A 21461-nucleotide genomic window follows, 5' to 3' on the forward strand; every position below is an offset into this window, starting at 1 on the left:
ATTGATTCCTTAATTCTTTCAGGAAGTTTACTCAAGCTTTTTGTTAAGTGGATGTTATTTATTTCTATTCTTTTACTACTTTAAAAGAATGTACAACTCCATCCGATTCGATATTTAAAATATAGAGACCAGATTGGAAATTAGAAATTTTAATTGTTTTGTAATCAGCAATTCCTTCTTGAACTAATTTCGATTCAAAATTGTATATGTAATACTTAAAATTGCTGAAATCTATATTATTAACAGTTACATAATCTTTTATTGGATTTGGGTGTATAAATGGTAAATCAGATAATTTTTGAGATTGCATTTCTTTTGGTTCATTATTACAAGCTGCATGAATATAATCTTCTAAATCGTATTTGTCATATATTTTTTCATACCCTAATTCCTTGGCTTTTTGTAAATATTCGCAAGCTTTTTTATAATTGCCCAGTTCAAGATAAATGATGCCTAAATTTCTATGTGCATAAGTATTATCTTTTTTTATGTTTATAGCTTCTTCTAAATCGGCTATTCCGTCTTCAGATTTACCTAATTTATGATAAATGAAACCTCTAAGTGTTCTAACGTCGAAATCGCCATATCCACTCCCCAATTTTACTAAGTTATCTTCTTTCTTAAAAGCTACATCAATGGAATATTTTGCATTTTCATAATCTTCAAAATCAGTATATAATGCAGCTAGTAGTCTATGTGCAAAATCATGATTTGGAATTTTTTCAAGAACTTTATTTAAGTATGTTTTTGCTAACGTATATGACTTTATCGAATATAAATAACCTCCTAAATTATATTGCAGTCTTAGGTCTTCAGGCTCCGTTTTTATTGCTAAATATCTATAATGGATAGCTTCATTTTCCATTTCATAACTGCTGTAAATTCCACCCATGCAATCGTATACTTTTGATAGTGAATTTGTTAGTCTAGGGTTGTCTTTTGCGTTTCTTAATAAAATATGTTCTAATTTTTTAAAATCATCTAACGCTAATGTATAATTGCCTAAAACATATCGCAAGTTTGCGCGCCTATATAAATAGGCATTACTACTTTTAGAGCTATCTTTAATATGCTTGTTTACAACAATTAATTGATCGTGGAAATTTTTTATTTTTTCTTCTGTTTTTATATTATAATCGAGTATGTGGTCTATTCTTTCAATTAAATCACCTTCTTTAAAAATCCAAGTCGTAAGTTTTTCACCCGCTTTATTAAATCTATAACTAGCACCCTCATAATATCCATTTACATAATAAAAACATTCATTGAGTTCACCCGAATTATAATACGTTCTTAAGCTGTCTAGCTTTTTGTCTTCCCCATACCATTTTTCAATAGCAAGAACATTATCTCTATAAAAAAAACGTTCAACCTTGTTTTTGTCATTTTGTGAAAAAATGAAAATTGGAATTAAATAAAATACAGTTAAAAAATAGTTTTTCATCAAAATGAATTTTTATAAATTCTCTTACTAAAATACGTTTTTTTTTATCAATAATATATGCGTTTTTTAGTAATAATTTTCTTTAAAAGTAACATAAGAATGTCTTATTAGAATATTTTCTTCATTAAAATTTTTAATAAAAAATACACTTTAATTTTTTTTATAAAAAAGTTATTATTCAAACGTTTTCGTTAATTTAATCACATTAAAAACGGGTTTTTTATGACAATTGTCAGTTTTGAAGTTAAGTTTAGGATTTATTTTTGCACGCTTAAAATATAAAAGGATAATAAATTTAAGCATATGAAAATTAAAACTTTTAACACAGGTATTTGGGAAAAGACTATTAATTTGAGAGACTTCGTTACAAAAAATATTACTCCATATCATGGGACTTATGACTTTTTGGAAGGACCAAGTGAAAAAACCCTAAAATTATGGGACATTTGTAAACAAGGCACTAAAGAAGAAAGACAAAGAAATGGAGTACACTCTGTAGATACAGATATTGTTTCTGGTATTAATGCGTTTCAAGCTGGTTATATAGATAGAGAAAATGAAGTGATTGTTGGTTTGCAAACCGATGCATTATTGAAAAGATCTATGAAGCCTTTTGGAGGTTTTAAAGTAGTTGAAAAAGCATTATCTGAACATGGTTTAAAGCCAAACAACCAATTATCAGAATTATTTACCAAATATGTAAAATCACATAACGATGGTGTTTTTGATGCTTATACAGATGAAATTAGAAAATTCCGTTCGTTAGGGTTTTTAACAGGTTTGCCAGATAATTATGCCCGTGGAAGAATTATAGGAGATTATCGTAGAATTGCTTTATATGGTGTTACCCGTTTAATCGAAGCAAAAAAACAAGATTTAGCAAATATAGCTGGACCTATGAGCGATAACGTTATCCGTTTACGCGAAGAAGTTTCAGAACAAATTAAAGCTTTAAAAGAAATTGTAGGAATGGGTAAATCTTATGGTTTAGATTTATCTCGTCCTGCTGAAAATGCTCAAGAGGCAGTGCAATGGACTTACATGTCGTATTTAGCAGCTGTAAAAGAACAAGATGGTGCAGCCATGTCTTTAGGAAATGTATCTTCATTTTTAGATATTTTTATTCAAAGAGATTTAGAAGACGGAATAATTACCGAAGTTGAAGCACAAGAATACATCGACCAATTCGTAATGAAGTTACGTATGGTGCGCCATTTAAGAATGGAAGCTTATGATGAAATTTTTGCAGGAGATCCTACTTGGGTAACGGAAGCTATTGGTGGTATGTTGGAAGATGGAAGAACGAAGGTTACTAAAACATCGTTCCGTTTCTTAAACACACTTTATAATTTAGGGGCATCACCAGAACCAAATATTACTATTTTATGGTCTGAAAACTTACCTCAAAATTTCAAAAATTATTGTGCAAAAGTTTCTATTGATACGTCTTCGATTCAATTTGAAAATGATGATTTAATGCGTAGCAAAAGAGGATCTGATGATTACGGAATTGCTTGTTGTGTGTCATTCCAAGAATTAGGAAAATCAATTCAGTTCTTTGGTGCTCGTACTAATTTAGCTAAAACTTTATTGTTAGCATTGAATGGTGGTAGATGTGAATTTACGGGAACACAAATGATTGATGGCATTCCCGTGTACACAGATGAGTATTTAGATTTCGATAAAGTCATGGACAATTTTAGAATTGCAATGAAAGAAGTTGCTAGAGTATATAATGACTCAATGAATATCATTCACTACATGCACGATAAATATTATTATGAAAAAGCACAAATGGCTTTAATTGATACCAATCCAAGTATTAATATTGCTTACGGAATTGCAGGTTTATCTATTGTAGCCGATTCATTATCAGCTATTAAACACGCCAAAGTAAAACCAATTAGAAATGAGGAAGGTTTAACTGTAGATTTTCAAATTGAAGGCGAATTTCCAAAATATGGTAATGATGACGATCGTGTAGACTTTTTAGCAAGTAATGCGGTGGCAGAATTCAATAACGAATTAAAAAAATTACCAGTTTATAAAGATGCCGAACCAACCATGTCTGTTTTAACCATTACATCAAACGTGTCTTACGGTAAAAAAACAGGAGCAACACCAGATGGTAGAGCACAAGGAGTTCCTTTTGCACCAGGTGCAAACCCTATGCACGGTCGCGATTGTAATGGCGCTATTGCTTCGTTAAATTCAGTTTCTAAAATTAATTACGACGATTCTAAAGATGGTATTTCTAATACCTTCTCAATCGTACCTAAATCATTAGGTTCCGATGAAGAAGAGCAAATTGAAAACCTAGCAACTACGCTAGATGGTTATTTTTCAAGAAATGCGCAACATTTAAATGTGAATGTATTAAATAAGGAGATGTTGTTGGACGCTATGGAAAATCCAGATGAATATCCACAATTAACGATTCGTGTTTCAGGTTACGCTGTAAATTTTGTTCGCTTAACAAAAGAGCAACAATTAGAGGTTATTACGCGTTCGTTCCACGAATCGATGTAATATTCATATAAAAAGCATTGAAAGCGTATGAGTGCGCTTTCAATGCTCATTAAAAAACACTAAATAAGAAAATTATCAAAACAGAAGCAAACACATTAAGAGTGCATTCCATAGAATCGTTTGGTACACATGACGGTCCAGGAATTCGTTGGGTAGTTTTTTTACAAGGTTGTAAACTTAAATGCCTGTATTGCCATAATCCTGATACCATTGAAACGTCTGGAGGAACAGAATATGATATTGAAGAATTGGTTCAAATGGCATTAAAAATGAAACCTTATTTTGGTAAAAAGGGAGGGGTTACGGTATCTGGTGGCGAACCATTGTTGCAAGCAAAAGAAATCATTCCTTTTTTTAAAAGATTGAAAGAAGAAGGTATTCATACTAATATCGATACTAACGGAAGAATTTTAAATAGTTTTTCAAAAGAACTTTTAGATGATTATGCCGATTTAGTAATGCTTGATATTAAGCACATGACAGAAGAAGGCTATTTAGCTCTAACGGGTGTAAGTTGTAAAGAAACCACTTTTAATTTCGCCGCATATAGAGAAGCGTCTGGTAAAGCCATGTGGCTGCGCTATGTTCTAATTCCGGGGATAACTAATCAGCCTGAATTATTACACGCCATGGGAAAATATTTCAAGGATTATCAAACTATTGAAAAAATTGAAATTCAGCCATATCATAAATTAGGCGTTCATAAATGGGAAGCTTTAGGTTGGGATTACCAATTAAAAGAGGCTCGTGAAAACACGCCCGAAGAATTAATAGCCGCATCAGATATTTTAAAAAATTACTTTAAAAAAGTAAAAATAAATTGAATAATGATGTTGAAATCATCAAAAATAGTATGGAATGAATAACCCTAAGGAAGTTATTGAAATAGTAAGTGTGCTAGCACAAAACAAAGGGTCTTACAAAATAAGTAAAACACTAATTCTTGCCTTTTTAGCGGGTGCTTATATAGCCTTTGGTGGTTTGCTAGCTATAGTTGTTGGAGGTGGTTCGCCCGTGTTGGCTGCCAATAATCCCGGAATAACTAAGTTTCTTTTTGGCGCCATGTTTCCTGTGGGGCTTGTTTTGGTTGTTATTGTGGGAGCTGAACTTTTTACAGGGAATAATGCTTATTTTATTCCTAACGTTTTAAGTAAAAAACAAAGAATAAGTGCTGTGCTTAAAAACTGGGGATTGGTCTATATCGGCAATTTTATAGGAGCGCTTTTTATTGCTTTTTTTATTACGCATTTAACGCATATTGTTAGTGATACACCTTTTTCTGAATCGGTACGAAATATAGCGATGAGCAAAACGAGCCATACGTTTTTAGTAACGTTCCTTAAAGGTATTGGTGCTAATTGGTTGGTGTGTTTAGCTGTTTGGCAAGGAATGGCGGCAAAAGATACCGTTGGTAAAATTTTTGCCATTTGGTTACCGGTTATGGCTTTTGTTACTTTAGGTTTTGAACACAGTATTGCGAATATGTATTTTATTCCATTGGCCATTTTTGAAGGAGCTCCAATTACATGGATGCATTTTTTTGAAAGCAACCTGGTACCTGCCACATTAGGTAACATTGTTGGTGGTGTTGTATTTGTTGGGATGCCGTATGGCTATTTGTTTGGCGATAAAAAGAAATAATAAATATACTGTAATACACAGTTGAAAATGAAAAACGGGATTGTAATTTAGAGCATTTTCGAATTTTCAGAAAAGTATTTAAGTGCGTTAATAGTTTTTAAATTGATAAAACTATTTAGTGAAACGCATAAAGAAAGTGAAGTTGTTGAGAGGTAATAGCGACAGCTTCATGAGTTAGATTATATTTGTATCCTTAAAAAATCCCGAAATCATGTATTTGAGATCGGGATTTTTGCATTTTATGTTTAAAAGAGGGTGTTTGTTTAGAAAAGAGTATTTTAAAAAATCGATTCTTTGAAGGCTACTACCGAACAAAATTAAATTATCTGGGTTTCTCGTCTTATCGAGTTCCAATGGCCCAATTAGCTTCTGCGTAAGCAGTGATAAAAGCAACTTTATAATTACTTGTGTTTTTTTCTAAAAAGTTTTTCTATTTAAAAAATAACTCTACTTTTAGTAAATTAATTTGTTGTTTTCAAAGCTCCCTTTAAATAAACAAATAGTAACCAAAAATATGAATTTTGCCATTTACTGAAGAACAAATAAAAACCATAGCACCTAATGATAACGCCTTTTCAGCAGGTAAAAAATTGTCGAGAGGCCATTGGGAAAATACAGGAAAAAGCAATCGTGGTATGTGGGGCAGCATAAAAGGTAGTGGTAAAAAACCATACATGACCCAAATAGATTTAGGGTCTATCGCCTATAAATGTTCTTGCCCATCGCGACAATTTCCTTGCAAGCATGCATTGGGTTTGCTTTTAGCGGAAAGTGCTAATTTGGTAGATTTTTCAAATGCTACTGAGCCAGATTGGGTATTAGAATGGTTAGATAAACGTACGGAAAAAGTAACACCCAAAGCTCCTAAAAAAGAACTTACCGAAGACGAAAAAGAAAAAGCAGAGAAAAGTAAGAGTCGAACAGCTGCCAATCGCTTAGAAGGTGTTTTAGCTGGTGTGGCAGAATTAGAACTTTGGCTAAAGGATTTACTGCGTATGGGCTTATTAGAATTACCTAACAAACCCTTTCGCGAATTCGCTCAAGTTGCAAAACGTATGGTTGATGCCAAAGCAAACGGGCTAGCAAATTCGGTAAATGCACTAGGGAATTTAAACTACCTAAATCCAAGTTGGCAAGATGAAGCCATGGCAATTATCGCAAAATTAAATCTCTTAATTCAAGCTTTAAAAGCTATAGATAAACAGACTGAAGATTGGCAAATAACCCTAAAAAATTTAGCAGGTTACAGTCAGTCTAGTAAAGAATTACTTGCCAATGAAGATGCCATAACAGTTACTGATAATTGGCTAGTGGTTGGGCAACAAGTTAAAGAAAACGATGATATTACCATACAGCGCAATTGGTTGGTAGGTATTAAAACGAACAAAAGAGCTTTAATCTTAAACTTTGCGACAAAGTTTAGCCCTTTAGAAATTTCCGTTGTTCCAGGGTCGATTATAGCTGCAGAACTGGCGTTTTTTCCTGCTGTTTTACCTAATAGAGCTATTATTAAATCGAATAGTGAATTACAAAAAGGATTAGAATATACTCCTGAATTTGTAGAAACATTACAGCAAGCGCATCAATTAAAAGTCAGTAGTTTAAAATTAGACCCTTGGGCAAATGACCATCTTGTACTTTTAAAAAACAGCCGATTAATTTGCATGGACGAAGCTTGGTATGTTTTAGATAATACCAATGCAGTTGCACCCGTAATTTCAGAATTCTCGTTGGATAAATGTTTAAAATGGCTAGCAATAACTGGTAATGATAAGGTGGATATGGCTTGCGTTATTCGAGATAAAGAAATCCTTCCGTTAGGCGTGTTTAATAATTTAAACTACACCATTATTTAGTTATGCAAAATCAGCTTAAAGAAATAGCGCTTTTAGGTACTACAAAAAAAGGTTTAGATGTGGAGCTACTAAAGCCAAGCGTAAAAGAAATTATCAGCAAAGCAACCTTCGAAGATGTTGAACATAAACTGTTGAACACCTTATCTGCGGTACATTATTATATGGATGCAGGTACCATTTATCCCGTTTTAGATGAGGTGCCAGAAATGCCTATAATTACCGATAGTGGTACTTACGCCCCTGTAAAAGCACAAGAAATATTTAGTTTGCTCAACACAATGGCGGCTTTTATTAGGCCACTTTTGTTGGATGATTTACTGAATGTCTTATTAGAAAAAAAATGGCTTGTTGCACCAGAAAACTGCTTGGGCTTATTGCAATTTGCAAATCAATATTCGGTTAAAGTAAAAGATAAAGTTTTACAAGTAATAGGCAATAAAGGCAGGTATATTGTTCTTTTCGATTCAAGTTTAAAATATACGGTAAGCACCAACATAAATACTGATGTTTGGGAATATGGTACAACAAAAGAGCGAACAGAGTTTATTGAAAAATTAAGAAAAACAGATACCGAAAAAAGTATTGAATTCCTCCAAAATTCATGGAAATCGGAAACTGTAGTTGTTAAAAGAAATTGGCTTCAAATAATTAGTAATACCTACAATTCTAAAAGCGATTTAGAATTTATTTCCGAGGTATATACTACAGGATTTAAGTTTAAAGAAAAAGAGCTAAAAACCAATGTAGAGTGTCGTAAAATTTTGGCGCAAATGTTATTGGGAGATCGATACAGCCAGTTGTTTAAAGAAACCACAACGGTAATAGAAACTTTGTTTGTTACCGATAAAAAGAAAGGTTTTTTAGGGATGGGTTCTACCTTAAAAACAAGTTTAATGTTGCCTGCTGAAGATGCCGAAAATCCTTTTTGGAATGCAACACACTTAAGTAATGTTTATGGTTTTGATGCAGCTTATGATATCGCTATTTTTAAAAATAGTACGTTATATTATTTCAGCCTGTTTTTAACCTACATGCCAAGGACTTTTTGGACGCCCTTTTTTCAAGATTCTGTAGACGATTTTACAACTTATTTTTTAACTAATGATGCTTTTAAGGTGAAAAGAGCCAATACAAATTTGCCTATTTTCACTTTGCCTTTGGTAGAAAATACGATTCAGAATAAAGATGAAGTTTTAGCAAATAGTCTAGCAGGAAAATTAAAAGTTACAGAAGCATTGCGCATTTTGCCGCTTTTTAATCAAGCAGATTACGAAAAATTTATTCTAAAAAACAAACTTTTGGGTGATACTGAAGTTTTGGAATATCATCCTGAAAACAATACGGAATGGAATTTGAAATTTTGTGAAAGCCTAATCATTGAATTCAGTGACAATTGTGCAAAATATTATTACAATCAATTTAATACTTGCGCCATGGTGTTGGCTAAAAAAGCACCTGTAGAAATTCTTAAAATATTGGAAAGTCAGTGTGAAAAAGTGAGTCATTCCAATAATTATAATCAATGGAATACCCATTTTTACGAGCCCTTATCAACTTATTTAAAAATAAAAATCACCTTAAAAAACTTATAACTGCAAAATAACATGGAAACATTAAGACAAAGCGCCGCAGAACAATTTAGTGAAGAATTAGAAAACTTAAAAAAACAAGATTCTGGTAAGGTTCCAGCGGGTTGGCAAATGTCGCCACAGTCTGTTGTTACCTATTTAATGGGTGGAAAACTAAAAAATAATTTTGAGATTTCTCCCAAATATATTGGAGACCGCAGACTTATGGAAGTTGCTGTGGCTACATTAACTACAGACCGTGCATTGTTGTTGTACGGCATACCTGGAACCGGAAAATCGTGGGTGTCCGAACATATTACAACGGCAGTAACAGGTGATGCATCTTTGTTAATTCAGGGTACTGCAGGTTTAGGAGAAGAAGCAATTCGCTACGGATGGAATTATGCCAAATTATTAGCTGAAGGTCCCACTGAAAGTGCGTTGGTTATCACACCACTAATGCGTGCCATGAAAACAGGTGCTATTGCTCGTATTGAAGAATTAACCCGTATTTCTGCCGATGTACAAGATACTTTAATTACGGTTTTAAGTGAAAAAATAATGCCTATTCCAGAACTAAGTATGGAAGTGAGAGCTAATAAAGGTTTTAATGTCGTTGCTACAGCCAATAACAGAGATAAAGGTGTGAACGAATTGTCATCAGCTTTAAAAAGAAGATTTAATACCGTTATTTTACCAACTCCAAATACTGCGGCAGAAGAAATAAATATTGTAAAAACTAGAGTTGCCAGTAGTATAAAATCATTAGAGTTACCAGCTGAAGTACCTTCATTGAAAGAAATTGAACGTATCGTGCAAATTTTTAGAGAATTAAGACATGGTGTCACCACAGATGGTAGAACCAAATTAAAATCACCTACAAGTACTGTAAGTACCGCAGAGGCAATTTCTGTTGTAAACAATGGCTTGTCGTTAGCAGCACATTTTGGTAATGGTGAATTAACGGCATACGATGTAGCCTCTAGTTTGGTAGGTGCCATTGTAAAAGACCCTGTACAAGATGCGGTGGTTTGGAAAGAATACCTAGAAACCGTGGTTAAAACACGAGAAGATTGGAAAGATATTTATAGAGCATGTAAGGAAATAGGATAGATTTAGGAGACAGAAGAAAAACTTCTTAACTGAAACCAAAAATCAACAGAAAAAAGTAAAATTTATGAGTATACATATTTTGGGTATACGGCATCATGGTGTAGGTTCTGCAAAGCAGCTCAAAAACGAGTTAGAGCGTTTGCAACCCGATATTATTTTAGTTGAAGGTCCGCCAGAAATTACGGAAGTATTTACCTATGTTGGCGAAAAAGCATTGCAACCCCCAGTTGCCATCATGGTGTACAATAGTGTAGACCCAAAAGAATCTACATTTTATCCTTTTGCAAGCTATTCACCAGAATGGGTTGCTATTTCGCATGCCAACAAAAACAAAATACCTGTTCGCGCCCTAGATTTACCAGCGGCTATCAGTTTTGAAAAAGCACGTATTCAATCAGAAAATAAAAAAGAGGAAGCCGAAGATGCGAATAGTGAAATCGATAAACCACTTCCTATAATTCCGCAAGATCCCATAAGTATTTTAGCCGAAACCGATGGTTTTAGTAGTGGTGAAGCTTGGTGGGAACATCATTTTGAATATAATACCATAGAAAGTGAAGCGCATTTTAAAAGTGTTTATCATGTAATGAATGCTTTGCGAGAAGAAGGTTTGAAATCTTCTTTAGATGATGAAAATGTTGCTCGTGAAGCTTATATGCGCCAAATTATTACCGAGGCTCGAAATGAAATGTATGAAAATATTGTTGTGGTTTGTGGCGCATGGCACGCACCTGCTTTAACAGATGTTGATAGCTATGTTAAGGAGGATAGAAAAACACTAAAGCAACTGCCAAAAACAAAAATTAAAACGATAGCAACGTGGATACCTTGGACGAATAAACGTTTGAGTATGGCATCGGGTTATGGAGCGGGAATTTATTCACCAGGGTGGTATAATCATTTATGGGTTACCGAAGAGGATACCGAAATTAATTGGTTAACTAAAGTAGCCGAAACCTTTAGGGCTAACAAAATAGACACTTCTACGGCGCACGTAATCGAGAGTTTTAAATTAGCAAGAAGTTTGGCCGCAATTCGCAATAAACATTTTGTTTCTTTAAGTGAAATGAATGATGCCATACGTTCTGTAATGTGCATGGGTGATGAAATTTTACTAGACTATGTAAATAAAGAACTCATTATAGGTAATGCGTTAGGAACTGTTCCTAATGATATTCCTAAAATGCCTTTACAAGAAGATTTTGAAATCAACCTAAAACAATTACGTTTAAAACTCACCGCAGACCCCAAAATATATCAGTTAGATTTACGAAAGGAATTAGATCAAAACAGAAGTACTTTTTTCCACAGGTTAGAGCTTTTAAACTTGAATTGGTTGGTACGTAGAAGTTCGCGTACTAAAGGAACCTTTAAAGAAACTTGGGAAGCGCAGTGGTCGCCAGACATGATGATTGCGTTGATAGATAATGGTTTTTTGGGCAATACCGTTGAAGCCGCGGCGCAAGCTGTGGTGGTTAACGAATGTATAAATGCGAAAAAAATAGAAACCATTGCAACGCTTTTACAAAAGAGTATTCCTGCCGAACTTTTTGAAGATTTACATATTTTAATAAGTCGAATTAATGAAATTGCAAGTATTTCTGTTGATATTTTAGATTTACTAAAAGCACTGCCAAACCTTATCAATATAAGTAGGTATGGCGATGTTCGTAATTCCGATTTATCAGTATTAAATCATATTGTACAGCAACTTTTAATTAAAGTAAACACGAGTTTGGCTAATGCGTGTTATGGTTTAGACGAGGAAAATTCGAGCGCCATGTTCGAAGAAATATCAAAGTTAAATCACGCTATTGGTATTTATGACGATGCTGAAATAGAAGCCGAATGGTTTGCAACACTTCATAAAATTTTACATAAAGATGGTGTGCACCCCATTATTATTGGTTGTGTTTGTCGTTTGCTTTTAGACGGACAACAATTTACAGATGAGGTTGCAGATCAGCATATTTCGTATGCTTTATCAATCAATAATTTACCAGAAACAGTTGCTGCTTGGTTGCAAGGCTTTTTAAAAGGCAGCGGTATGATATTAATTTACGATAACCGCTTATGGAACTTAATTTATACCTGGGTAAGCACCTTAAATAAGGAAACCTTTATAGAATTATTGCCCATGCTCCGTCGGTCTTTTTCTAATTTTGAATTTAGCGAAAGACGTCAAATAGGAGAAAAAGCAAAAGAAGGTATCATCACAGAAAAAACAACTAAAACCACTTTAGATTCTAATTTTGATGAAGATTTAGCGAATTCTATTTTGCCTACAATAGCCCATTTTTTAACACCACAATCATGAGTCATTCAACAGAAGAAATACAAGAATTAGAAAAATGGCGTCTTATTTTAGGAGGTGATGAAGCCGATGGTACAGGAGTTTCATTGTCAAATGATTTAGTAAATATTGATGAAGCTTTATCGGCATTGTATGAGTTTGACCGTTCCAAAGGTTTTAGTTACGGAAAACCCGAAAAAGGAAAAGGTGGCGGAGAAAAAGGAAGTGGAAATGTGGCACGTTGGTTGGGTGATATTAGAAAATATTTTCCATCCTCAGTAGTCCAAGTCATTCAAAATGATGCTTTAAAACATCCGCAGTTAAAACAGCAATTAATATTTGAACCCGAAATTCTAGCCCAAGCTGAAGCCGATGTGCATTTGGTTGCAACATTAATGGCATTGGGTAAACTTATTCCTTCTAAAACAAAAGATACCGCTAGGCAGGTGGTAGCGAAAGTAGTGGTAGAATTAATGGCAAAGCTGGAGCAAAAAACCATATCGGCAATGTCTGGCGCTATTGATAAATCTACCCGTAGTTTTAAACCAAAGCATAACGAGATTAACTGGCCCGCCACTATTAAAAAGAATTTAAAACATTACCAGCCAGAGTACAAAACTATAATTCCCGAGACTAAAATTGGTTATGGAAGGAAATCGAAGCGTTCTTTAAAAGATATTATTCTTTGTTTAGATCAAAGTGGTTCTATGGGAACATCTGTCGTTTATTCTGGTATTTTTGGAGCTGTTATGGCTTCTATACCCAATGTAAAAACTAAAATGGTGGTTTTTGATACGCAAGTTGCCGATTTGACAGAAGATTTAAAAGACCCTGTAGATTTGTTATTTGGTGTGCAACTTGGTGGTGGTACCGATATTAATTTGGCACTTAAATATTGCCAAGGTTTGGTAAGTAAACCAGACGATACTATTTTGGTTTTAATTACCGATTTGTATGAAGGTGGTAATGAAAAGGAAATGCTGCAACGTGCTAAAGAATTGGTAGATAGCGGTGTTCAAGTAATTTGCTTATTAGCTTTAAGTGATGATGGTAGCCCATATTACGACCAAGGAAATGCTACAAAATTTTCAGCATACGGAATTCCGGTTTTTGCATGCACCCCAGACCAATTTCCAGATTTAATGGCGGCAGCAATTAAAAAACAAGATTTAAAAAATTGGGCAGGAGATCAGGATATTGTTTTGCAAGGGTAAAGTATTTATAATAGTTTTATAGAAGAGTAGACCTTGTTTTTAAGTGTCTATTCATAAGTGATAGATTTTTAGTCAACCTGTTTAAGTGAAGTTTAATAATAAGAAAAGCGACTTAAGAATTTTACCTAAGTCGCTTTTTTATAATTTGGAATTGTATAAATATCTATTTATTCTCAATCCACAGTCTAGCATTCACGAATGCCTCTAACCAAGGTGAAACTTCGTCTTTACGTCCTTGTGGATAATTGGCCCAATTCCATTGGAATGTAGAACGTTCAATATGTGGCATCGTTACTAAATGACGCCCCGTTTTATCACACATCATGGCGGTATTAAAATCGGAACCGTTTGGGTTATGTGGATATTCAGCATAACCATATTTTGCTACAATTTGATATTTATCTTCCGTATAAGGTAAATTAAATTTTCCTTCGCCATGTGAAATCCAAACGCCTAAAGTTGACCCTTCTAGTGTTGAAAGCATCACGGAATTATTCTTTTGAATTTTTACTGAAGTGAACGAGCTTTCATGCTTATGAGAATCATTATGAAGCATTTTCCCATGAACTTCATGTTCTGGGTTTATTTCTTCCAATTCCATAAATAATTGGCAACCATTGCAAATACCAACAGATAAAGTATCTTCTCTTTTAAAGAAATCCTGAATCACCTTGTTGGCTTTTTCGTTGTATTTAATAGCACCTGCCCAACCTTTTGCAGAACCCAAAACATCAGAATTGGAGAAACCTCCAACAGCACCTAAAAACTGAATGTCTTCCAAAGTTTCACGACCCGAAATTAAATCGGTCATGTGTACATCTTTCACATCAAAACCTGCTAAATACATAGCGTTTGCCATTTCGCGTTCAGAATTACTTCCTTTTTCACGAAGAATGGCTGCTTTAGGTCGCTTTCCATTAGAAGCAGATTGCTTCGTTCCACTCGTAATGACGTCCTCTAACTTTCCTGTGAAATGACTCGGGAATGTATATTGTAAAGGCTGATTTTTATAGTTGTTAAATCTAGCTTCAGCTAAATTGTTTTTTGTTTGTTTTTGATCTAATAAGAAAGACGTTTTGTACCAAACATCTCTGGTTTCAGTAACGTTAAAAGTGAAAATGTCCTCATTATTTTTTATAGTAATGGTACCAGAATTATTCACTGAACCAATATTGAAAAATTCAATGTTATTATCAGATAAAATGCTTTCTACTGAAGCATCCGCTTGAAAAACAATGCCTGAATTTTCAGCAAATAAAACTTTTATGGAATCTTCTTCATTCAATGAAGAAATATCAAAATCTGCCCCTAAATTAACATCTGCAAAGCATAGTTCTAAAAGTGTCGTGATTAATCCGCCAGAAGCCACATCGTGTCCTGCGTGTACTTTGTCTGCTTTAATAAGATCTTGAATCGTATTAAAAACAGTTTTTACATAGTCTGAATTTTTAACATCAGGCGCATCGTTTCCAATGGTATTTAATACTTGATTGAAAGAGCTTCCACCTAATTTAAAATCATCTTGAGAAATATTAATATAGTAAATAGCACCACCTTCTTTCTTCAAAAGAGGTTCTACTACTCTAGTAATATCATTACAATTAGCTCCAGCTGAGATAATAACCGTTCCTGGAGAAATGACTTCTTCATTCGGGTATTTTTGTTTCATAGAAAGGGAATCTTTCCCGGTTGGTACATTAATACCTAAATCGATGGCGAATTCTGAAACGGCTTGAACTGCTTCATATAAACGAGCGTCTTCACCTTCATTTTTACAAGGCCACATCCAGTTCGCTGATAATGAAACTGCTTGTAAACCATCTTTTAAAGGTGCCCAAATAATATTGGTTAAAGATTCGGTAATGGCATTTCTACTACCTGCAGCGGGATTAATTAATCCAGAAATAGGCGCGTGACCAATAGAGGTAGCAACACCTTCTTTACCTTTATAATCGAGTGCCATAACACCTACATTATTAAGTGGTATTTGTAATGGACCCACACATTGTTGTTTAGCGACTTTGCCACCAACACAACGGTCTACTTTATTTGTTAACCAATCTTTACAGGCTACAGCCTCAAGTTGCAATACTTGATTTAAATAGATTTGTAAATTTTTGGTTTTATATCTCGGGTTTTTATAATTTCTAGCAACTGTTTTATCTGTAAGAACTGTTTTTGGCGAACTACCAAACATGTCTTCCATAGCCAAATCCATCGGTTTATGCCCGTTAGTTTTAGACTCGAAAGTAAATCGGTTATCGCCAGTCACATCACCTACTGTATACATAGGCGAACGTTCTCTGTCTGCAATACGTTGAAGCATATCAATATGGTCTTTGTCAATAACCAATCCCATACGTTCTTGTGATTCGTTGCCGATTATTTCTTTATCAGAAAGCGTAGGGTCTCCCACAGGCAAAGCATCTAAATCGATGTTTCCACCAGTTTCTTCAACCAATTCAGATAAACAATTTAAATGACCGCCAGCACCATGATCGTGAATGGAAACAATAAAGTTTGTATCACTTTCTACCATACCACGAATGGCATTAGCAGCACGTTTTTGCATTTCTGGGTTTGATCGTTGTACCGCATTTAATTCAATACCTGAAGCAAATTCTCCAGTATCAGCAGAAGAAACCGCAGCACCTCCCATACCAATGCGGTAGTTTTCTCCACCTAGAATAACAATTTTATCACCTACTTGAGGCTTATCTTTTAGAGCTTGGTCTATTTTTCCATAGCCAATACCTCCAGCTTGCATAATCACTTTATCATAGCCTAACTTTCTAGGGTTAGAATCGCTTGAAGAGCCATTCTCGTTATGTTCAAAAGTAAGAACAGAACCGGTAATTAAAGGTTGACCAAATTTATTTCCAAAATCGGATGCGCCATTGGATGCTTTTATTAAAATATCCATAGGTGTTTGATACAACCATTTTCTGGCTTCAAACTTTTGTTCCCATGGTCTGTTTTCTTCCAAACGAGAATACGATGTCATGTAAACAGCGGTTCCTGCTAAAGGTAAAGAGCCTTTTCCACCAGCCAATCGATCTCTAATTTCTCCACCAGCTCCAGTTGCAGCTCCATTAAAAGGTTCTACTGTTGTGGGGAAGTTATGTGTTTCCGCTTTAAGCGAAATAACAGACTCGAATTCTTTTGTTTCGTAAAAGTCTGGTTTATCAGCTGTTTTAGGTGCAAATTGTTCAACCATTGGTCCTTTTACAAAAGCGACGTTATCTTTATATGCTGAAACAATATCGTTTGGATGTGTTTCAGATGTTTTTCTAATTAATTTGAAAAGTGAGGTTGGTTTTTCTTCCCCATCAATTACAAATGTTCCGTTGAAAATTTTATGGCGACAGTGTTCTGAATTTACTTGTGAAAATCCAAATACTTCAGAATCTGTTAACGGACGACCAATTTTTTTAGCAACTCCATCTAAATAAGCCACTTCTTCATCACTTAAAGACAAGCCTTCTTTTTGGTTATAAGCACCAATATCTTCAATGTTTAAAATAGGTTCAGGCTTGATGTTTATGGTAAACGATTCTTGATTTAAACCTTTGAATTTTTCTGAAATCATAGGGTCGAAATCTTTGAAATCTTCCGTAACTGCTTGGAATTCTTCTATGCGAATGATGTCTGAAATCCCCATATTTTGAGTAATTTCAACCGCATTGGTACTCCAAGGTGTTATCATGGCAGCACGTGGGCCAACAAAAAAAGCATCTAGTGATGCTTGTTTTATTTTAGGCTGGTTGCCAAATAACCACGTTAATTTAGCAGTGGTTTCCGTTGATAATTCTTTTGTTGTTTGAACAGCAAATACATTACTGGTTACGTTTCCAAAGAAATGAATCATTATATATGGGTTTGTATGTGTTTAAAGAAAGTGCAAATTTACTTTTTTTCAGCGTAAATTCATCTATATATTTTCGTGAAAATTTAGAGTTATTCACGAGGTTTTGAACATGAAAAAAGCGACTCTAAAAAGTCGCTCTTCTATTAAAATGTTGTAATTTATTGTTTTCTTTCTAAAAGTGCCATATAAAATCCGTCATAGCCAGATTTATGAGCTAATACTTTGTTGTCTTTTAACAATGTGAAATTTGCGCCAGCTTCAGATTTTAAAAAAGCAGCAACTTGTTCTTGGTTTTCCGAAGGTAAAACGGAACAGGTGGCATAAACCAATTGTCCGCCCACTTTTACCATTCTGGAGTATTGTTGTAAAATATCTTGTTGTGTTTCTTTTATTTTATCAATAAATTCTGGTTGCAATTTCCATTTAGCATCTGGGTTTCTTCGTAAAACACCTAGACCAGAGCAAGGTGCATCAATTAAAACGCGATCTGCTTTGTCATATAATTTTTTAATCACTTTGGTAGAATCGATAGCTCGCGGTTCTATGTTGTGCGCTCCATTTCGTTTAGCACGACGTTTTAATTCATGAAGTTTGTTCTCATAAATATCTAAAGCTATAATTTGCCCTTTGTTTTCCATTAAGGAAGCAATATGCAAAGTTTTTCCGCCAGCACCAGCACAGGTATCAACAACGCGCATACCAGGTTGTACATTTAAATATTCAGCAACCAATTGTGATGAAGCATCTTGTACTTCAAAAAAACCATTTTTAAACGCTTCGGTAGAAAATACATTGGCACGTTCTTTTAGCTTTAAAGCGTTGGGATAATCTGGTAGAAAATCGGTTTCTATATCTAAATCGAATAACTCGGTTTGTAGTTTTTCTTTTGTGGTTTTTAAAGTGTTTACTCTTAAAATAACATCGGCTTGTTCGTTTAAAGCTGCTATTTCTTTGCTCCAAAGGGCATCACCTAATTCTTTTCTTCCTATTTCATCCATCCAATCTGGTATGGATTCTTTAAATTTTCTAATTTTTGAAAGTTCATCAAAACGTCCTTTTATTTTTCGTAGAGGAGTACCTTCAAAATATTTCCAATCAGGTAATTTAATACCTCTTAATGTAGCCCAAACAGCAAACATGCGCCATAAATTATCGCGGTCAAAAGGTTCTTTTACTTCGGCAATTTCGGCATATAAGCGTTTCCATCTTACAATGTCGTACGTTGTTTCGGCAACAAAAGCACGATCGCGAGCGCCCCAACGTTTATCACGTTTTAATAGTTGTTGTATTACTTTATCGGCATAATTTCCTTCATTAAAAATTAAGGTTAATCCATCAATAACCGAAAAGCATAAATTTCTGTGTAATCGCATTTTATTTAAATAAGGTTGCAAAGTTACGTTTAATTCATCAATAAATTTCCTTATTTTGCGCGTATTAACTAGTGCATTTGGAACAAGAGGACTTTATAAAAGATTTAAAAAACGGTAAACAATCTGCTTACAGCAAATTGATTGACGATTTTCAGCAAAAAGTATTTGCTACATGCATCTCGTTTGTGCCAAATAGAGAAGATGCCGAAGATATTGCGCAAGATGTTTTTGTTGAAGTTTTTAATTCTATTAATAAATTTAAGGGGAATTCAAAGCTTTCTACTTGGATTTATCGAATAACGACGAACAAATGTTTAGAGTTTATTAGAAAGAAAAACACTAAAAAACGCTTTGGTTTTTTACAATCTATAATGGGAAATGAGGTGCCTTTTGATAAAACTAGTTATTTTACCGAAATGAATCATCCAGGTATTTTATTAGAAAATAAAGAAAAGAGCGAAACTTTGTTTAAAGCAATTAATGAATTGCCAGAAGCCCAAAAAGTAGTTTTTACACTTTGTAAAGTAGATGGTAAAAGTTACGAAGAGGTGAGCGAGATTACAGACAAAAGTGTTTCATCGATAGAGTCGTTAATGTTTCGCGCTAAGAAAAACTTACAGGATTTGTTAGGGGATTTTTATAAAAATGATGTGTAACGCAAGTTTTTAAAAGTTATTGCATCTAAAATAGTATAACACAAAAAAAAATGGACACAAATAACAATATTCAAAACAAAATAGATGATGCTTTCTCAGCTATTGACGCTATTGAAAACGTGAATGTATCTCCCTTTTTTAAGGATAAAACCATGCAACGTTTGTTTGCGGAAAAGGAAGAAGTTGTAACGATCTGGAATTGGTTTACACCCAAATTGCAATTGGCAACATTGGCTTGTTTTATTGTATTAAATGTTTTGGCTTTTAAGCAATACAATTCGAATAAATATATTGCGAATGTTAACGAGTTTGCAGAAACTTACGGGCTTGCTTCAAGTGCTAACGAATCGTTATTGAATTTAAAATAGATGAGCATGAAAAAAAATTTAATCCTATATATATTACTGGTGTTTTTGGTGGTGGTGAATGGTTTTTTTCTATATAATTATTTATTTCCTACCGTTTCGAAAATTAATAACATTGGAAAAGTAAATGGAAGTCCAGAGACATTTATAGTAAAAGCTTTAGGGTTTGATGATGAACAGATGAAGCAATTTGAAGAAATAAACAATGGACATCATGAAAGTATGGTTAAATCTTCGGAAGAAACAAAAGTTCTTAAAGATCAATTAGGTAGGTTGATAATTAAAGAAAATGTTTCGGATACTGAAATTGATTCTATTTTGAATTTATTAGGAAAAAAGGAAGTGGCGCACGAAAAGTTGATGTTTAACCATTTAAGAGCGATTCGCAATATATGTACAGAAAATCAAAAAGAACGTTTTGAGCAAATAATACGTGATGCATTACGCGGAGGTCCTAAAGGTATGGGACAAGGAGAGGGCGGACCGCCTCCGCCAGAGGGTATGCCAGAAGGCGGACTTCCACCAGATAACATGCGAGAAGGCGGGCCTCCACAAGGTGGTATGCGAGAAGGAAGACCGCGACCAGATGGTATGCCAGAAGGTGAACCTGCTCCAAGGCCAGAATAAATTATAAAACACATATAAATCCTATTAAGCACCTTGTTTAATAGGATTTTTTAATTTCTGAAAAAGTTGTGTAAAGTTAAAATAAAGTTAACAGCACAAGTTTTTTTAATGGTTAACATCTAAAAAATATAATAATATCAAATATAAATTATGAAACATAATAGATTAAAAGCAGGAATGTTATTCGTATTCATGGCAGGTTTATTTTCAATGGGTGCAAATGCGCAATCCGCTAATGAAAATCAAAATAAACAACAGCCTCCAAGTACCGAGGAATTAATAAAAATGATGGATTCCAATAAAGATGGAAAATTATCATCAAAAGAAGTAAAGGGTCCTTTAAAAGATGATTTCGCTAAAATTGACACCAATAAAGATGGTTTTTTAACGAAGGCAGAATTGGAAAAAGCCCCAAAACCTAATGGTAAAAGCGGAAAACAACAAGAGGAGCAACAAGTCACGTCGCAGAAAAAAGAGCCAAGTATTGATGAACTGATTAAAATGATGGATTCAAATGAAGACGGGAAATTAAGCAAAGAAGAAGTAAAAGGACCTTTGGAAAAAGACTTTGCAAAAATTGACACCAATAAAGATGGGTTTTTAACGAAAGCAGAACTAGAAAAAGCGCCAAAACAAAATAAAGGCGAGAAGAAATAAACACGTTTAGTTATAAATAATTTGATTAGTCGCTTATTTTAAAAGGTTTCACAAGAATTTTGTGAAGCTTTTTTTTTGAAATAATGTTAGATACAAACAAGCTTAAACTAATGCCTTCTAAAAATAGATTTAGTTAAATTGATGTATAATTCAAAAAAAGTTTTCTGTGCAAATACTTGAAAAATAACGATTTAAAATTAACAAATACATAATGTTAAATTAACACACAAGTTTTTAAAACTAATAGCATCTAATAT

15 protein-coding genes are annotated in these 21461 nt (G+C 34.0%); 12 read left to right on the top strand and 3 right to left on the bottom strand.

From position 1 onward, the window contains the following. Window positions 1-64: 64 nt before the first annotated feature. Window positions 65-1444: a tetratricopeptide repeat protein gene (locus EV196_RS14485; RefSeq protein WP_132218490.1), complete on the bottom strand. Its 1380-nt coding sequence runs from the start codon at window positions 1442-1444 to the stop codon at window positions 65-67. A gap of 303 nt (window positions 1445-1747) precedes the next feature. Between EV196_RS14485 and pflB the strand changes: the two genes are divergently transcribed. From pflB to EV196_RS14525, 8 genes are all read left to right on the top strand, one after another. Next, on the top strand, window positions 1748-3973 hold the full coding sequence (gene pflB / locus EV196_RS14490) for a formate C-acetyltransferase (RefSeq protein WP_132218491.1): 2226 nt from the start codon (window positions 1748-1750) through the stop codon (window positions 3971-3973). Between the two features lie 101 nt (window positions 3974-4074). Then, window positions 4075-4797, top strand: a complete 723-nt coding sequence (gene pflA / locus EV196_RS14495) for a pyruvate formate-lyase-activating protein (RefSeq protein ID WP_243652248.1) — start codon at window positions 4075-4077, stop codon at window positions 4795-4797. A gap of 34 nt (window positions 4798-4831) precedes the next feature. Beyond that, window positions 4832-5614, top strand: coding sequence for a formate/nitrite transporter family protein (locus tag EV196_RS14500; protein WP_132218493.1), 783 nt, complete (start codon window positions 4832-4834; stop codon window positions 5612-5614). Window positions 5615-6135: 521 nt separating this feature from the next. After that, a complete protein-coding gene (locus EV196_RS14505) occupies window positions 6136-7470 on the top strand; it encodes an SWIM zinc finger family protein (protein ID WP_132218494.1) in 1335 nt (444 codons plus the stop codon). Window positions 7471-7472: 2 nt separating this feature from the next. Beyond that, a complete protein-coding gene (locus EV196_RS14510) occupies window positions 7473-9062 on the top strand; it encodes a DUF5691 domain-containing protein (RefSeq protein WP_132218495.1) in 1590 nt (529 codons plus the stop codon). Window positions 9063-9074: 12 nt separating this feature from the next. Beyond that, window positions 9075-10151 (top strand): ATP-binding protein, encoded by a 1077-nt coding sequence (locus EV196_RS14515; RefSeq protein WP_132218496.1) that lies wholly within the window; start codon window positions 9075-9077, stop codon window positions 10149-10151. Between the two features lie 64 nt (window positions 10152-10215). After that, window positions 10216-12468, top strand: a complete 2253-nt coding sequence (locus EV196_RS14520; protein ID WP_132218497.1) for a DUF5682 family protein — start codon at window positions 10216-10218, stop codon at window positions 12466-12468. Continuing rightward, window positions 12465-13658, top strand: coding sequence for a vWA domain-containing protein (locus EV196_RS14525; protein ID WP_132218498.1), 1194 nt, complete (start codon window positions 12465-12467; stop codon window positions 13656-13658). The genes EV196_RS14520 and EV196_RS14525 overlap by 4 nt, the downstream gene beginning before the upstream one ends. A gap of 163 nt (window positions 13659-13821) precedes the next feature. Here EV196_RS14525 and purL read toward each other — a convergent pair whose 3' ends face one another. Continuing rightward, window positions 13822-17526 carry a phosphoribosylformylglycinamidine synthase gene (gene purL / locus EV196_RS14530; protein WP_132218499.1) on the bottom strand — a complete coding sequence of 1235 codons (3705 nt, stop codon included), beginning with the start codon at window positions 17524-17526 and terminating at the stop codon, window positions 13822-13824. A gap of 158 nt (window positions 17527-17684) precedes the next feature. After that, on the bottom strand, window positions 17685-18899 hold the full coding sequence (locus EV196_RS14535; protein ID WP_132218500.1) for an RsmB/NOP family class I SAM-dependent RNA methyltransferase: 1215 nt from the start codon (window positions 18897-18899) through the stop codon (window positions 17685-17687). A 77-nt stretch (window positions 18900-18976) separates the two neighbouring features. On the opposite strand from EV196_RS14535, the gene EV196_RS14540 reads away from it, so the two are divergent. From EV196_RS14540 to EV196_RS14555, 4 genes are all read left to right on the top strand, one after another. Further along, window positions 18977-19555 (top strand): RNA polymerase sigma factor, encoded by a 579-nt coding sequence (locus tag EV196_RS14540; protein WP_132218501.1) that lies wholly within the window; start codon window positions 18977-18979, stop codon window positions 19553-19555. Between the two features lie 50 nt (window positions 19556-19605). Then, window positions 19606-19923, top strand: a complete 318-nt coding sequence (locus EV196_RS14545) for a hypothetical protein (protein WP_132218502.1) — start codon at window positions 19606-19608, stop codon at window positions 19921-19923. Window positions 19924-19929: 6 nt separating this feature from the next. After that, a complete protein-coding gene (locus tag EV196_RS14550; protein ID WP_132218503.1) occupies window positions 19930-20547 on the top strand; it encodes a Spy/CpxP family protein refolding chaperone in 618 nt (205 codons plus the stop codon). Window positions 20548-20697: 150 nt separating this feature from the next. Then, window positions 20698-21204 carry an EF-hand domain-containing protein gene (locus EV196_RS14555; RefSeq protein ID WP_132218504.1) on the top strand — a complete coding sequence of 169 codons (507 nt, stop codon included), beginning with the start codon at window positions 20698-20700 and terminating at the stop codon, window positions 21202-21204. The last annotated feature ends 257 nt before the right edge of the window (window positions 21205-21461 follow it).

The organism is Mariniflexile fucanivorans (assembly GCF_004341235.1).
In the GTDB taxonomy this organism is placed as follows: domain Bacteria; phylum Bacteroidota; class Bacteroidia; order Flavobacteriales; family Flavobacteriaceae; genus Mariniflexile; species Mariniflexile fucanivorans.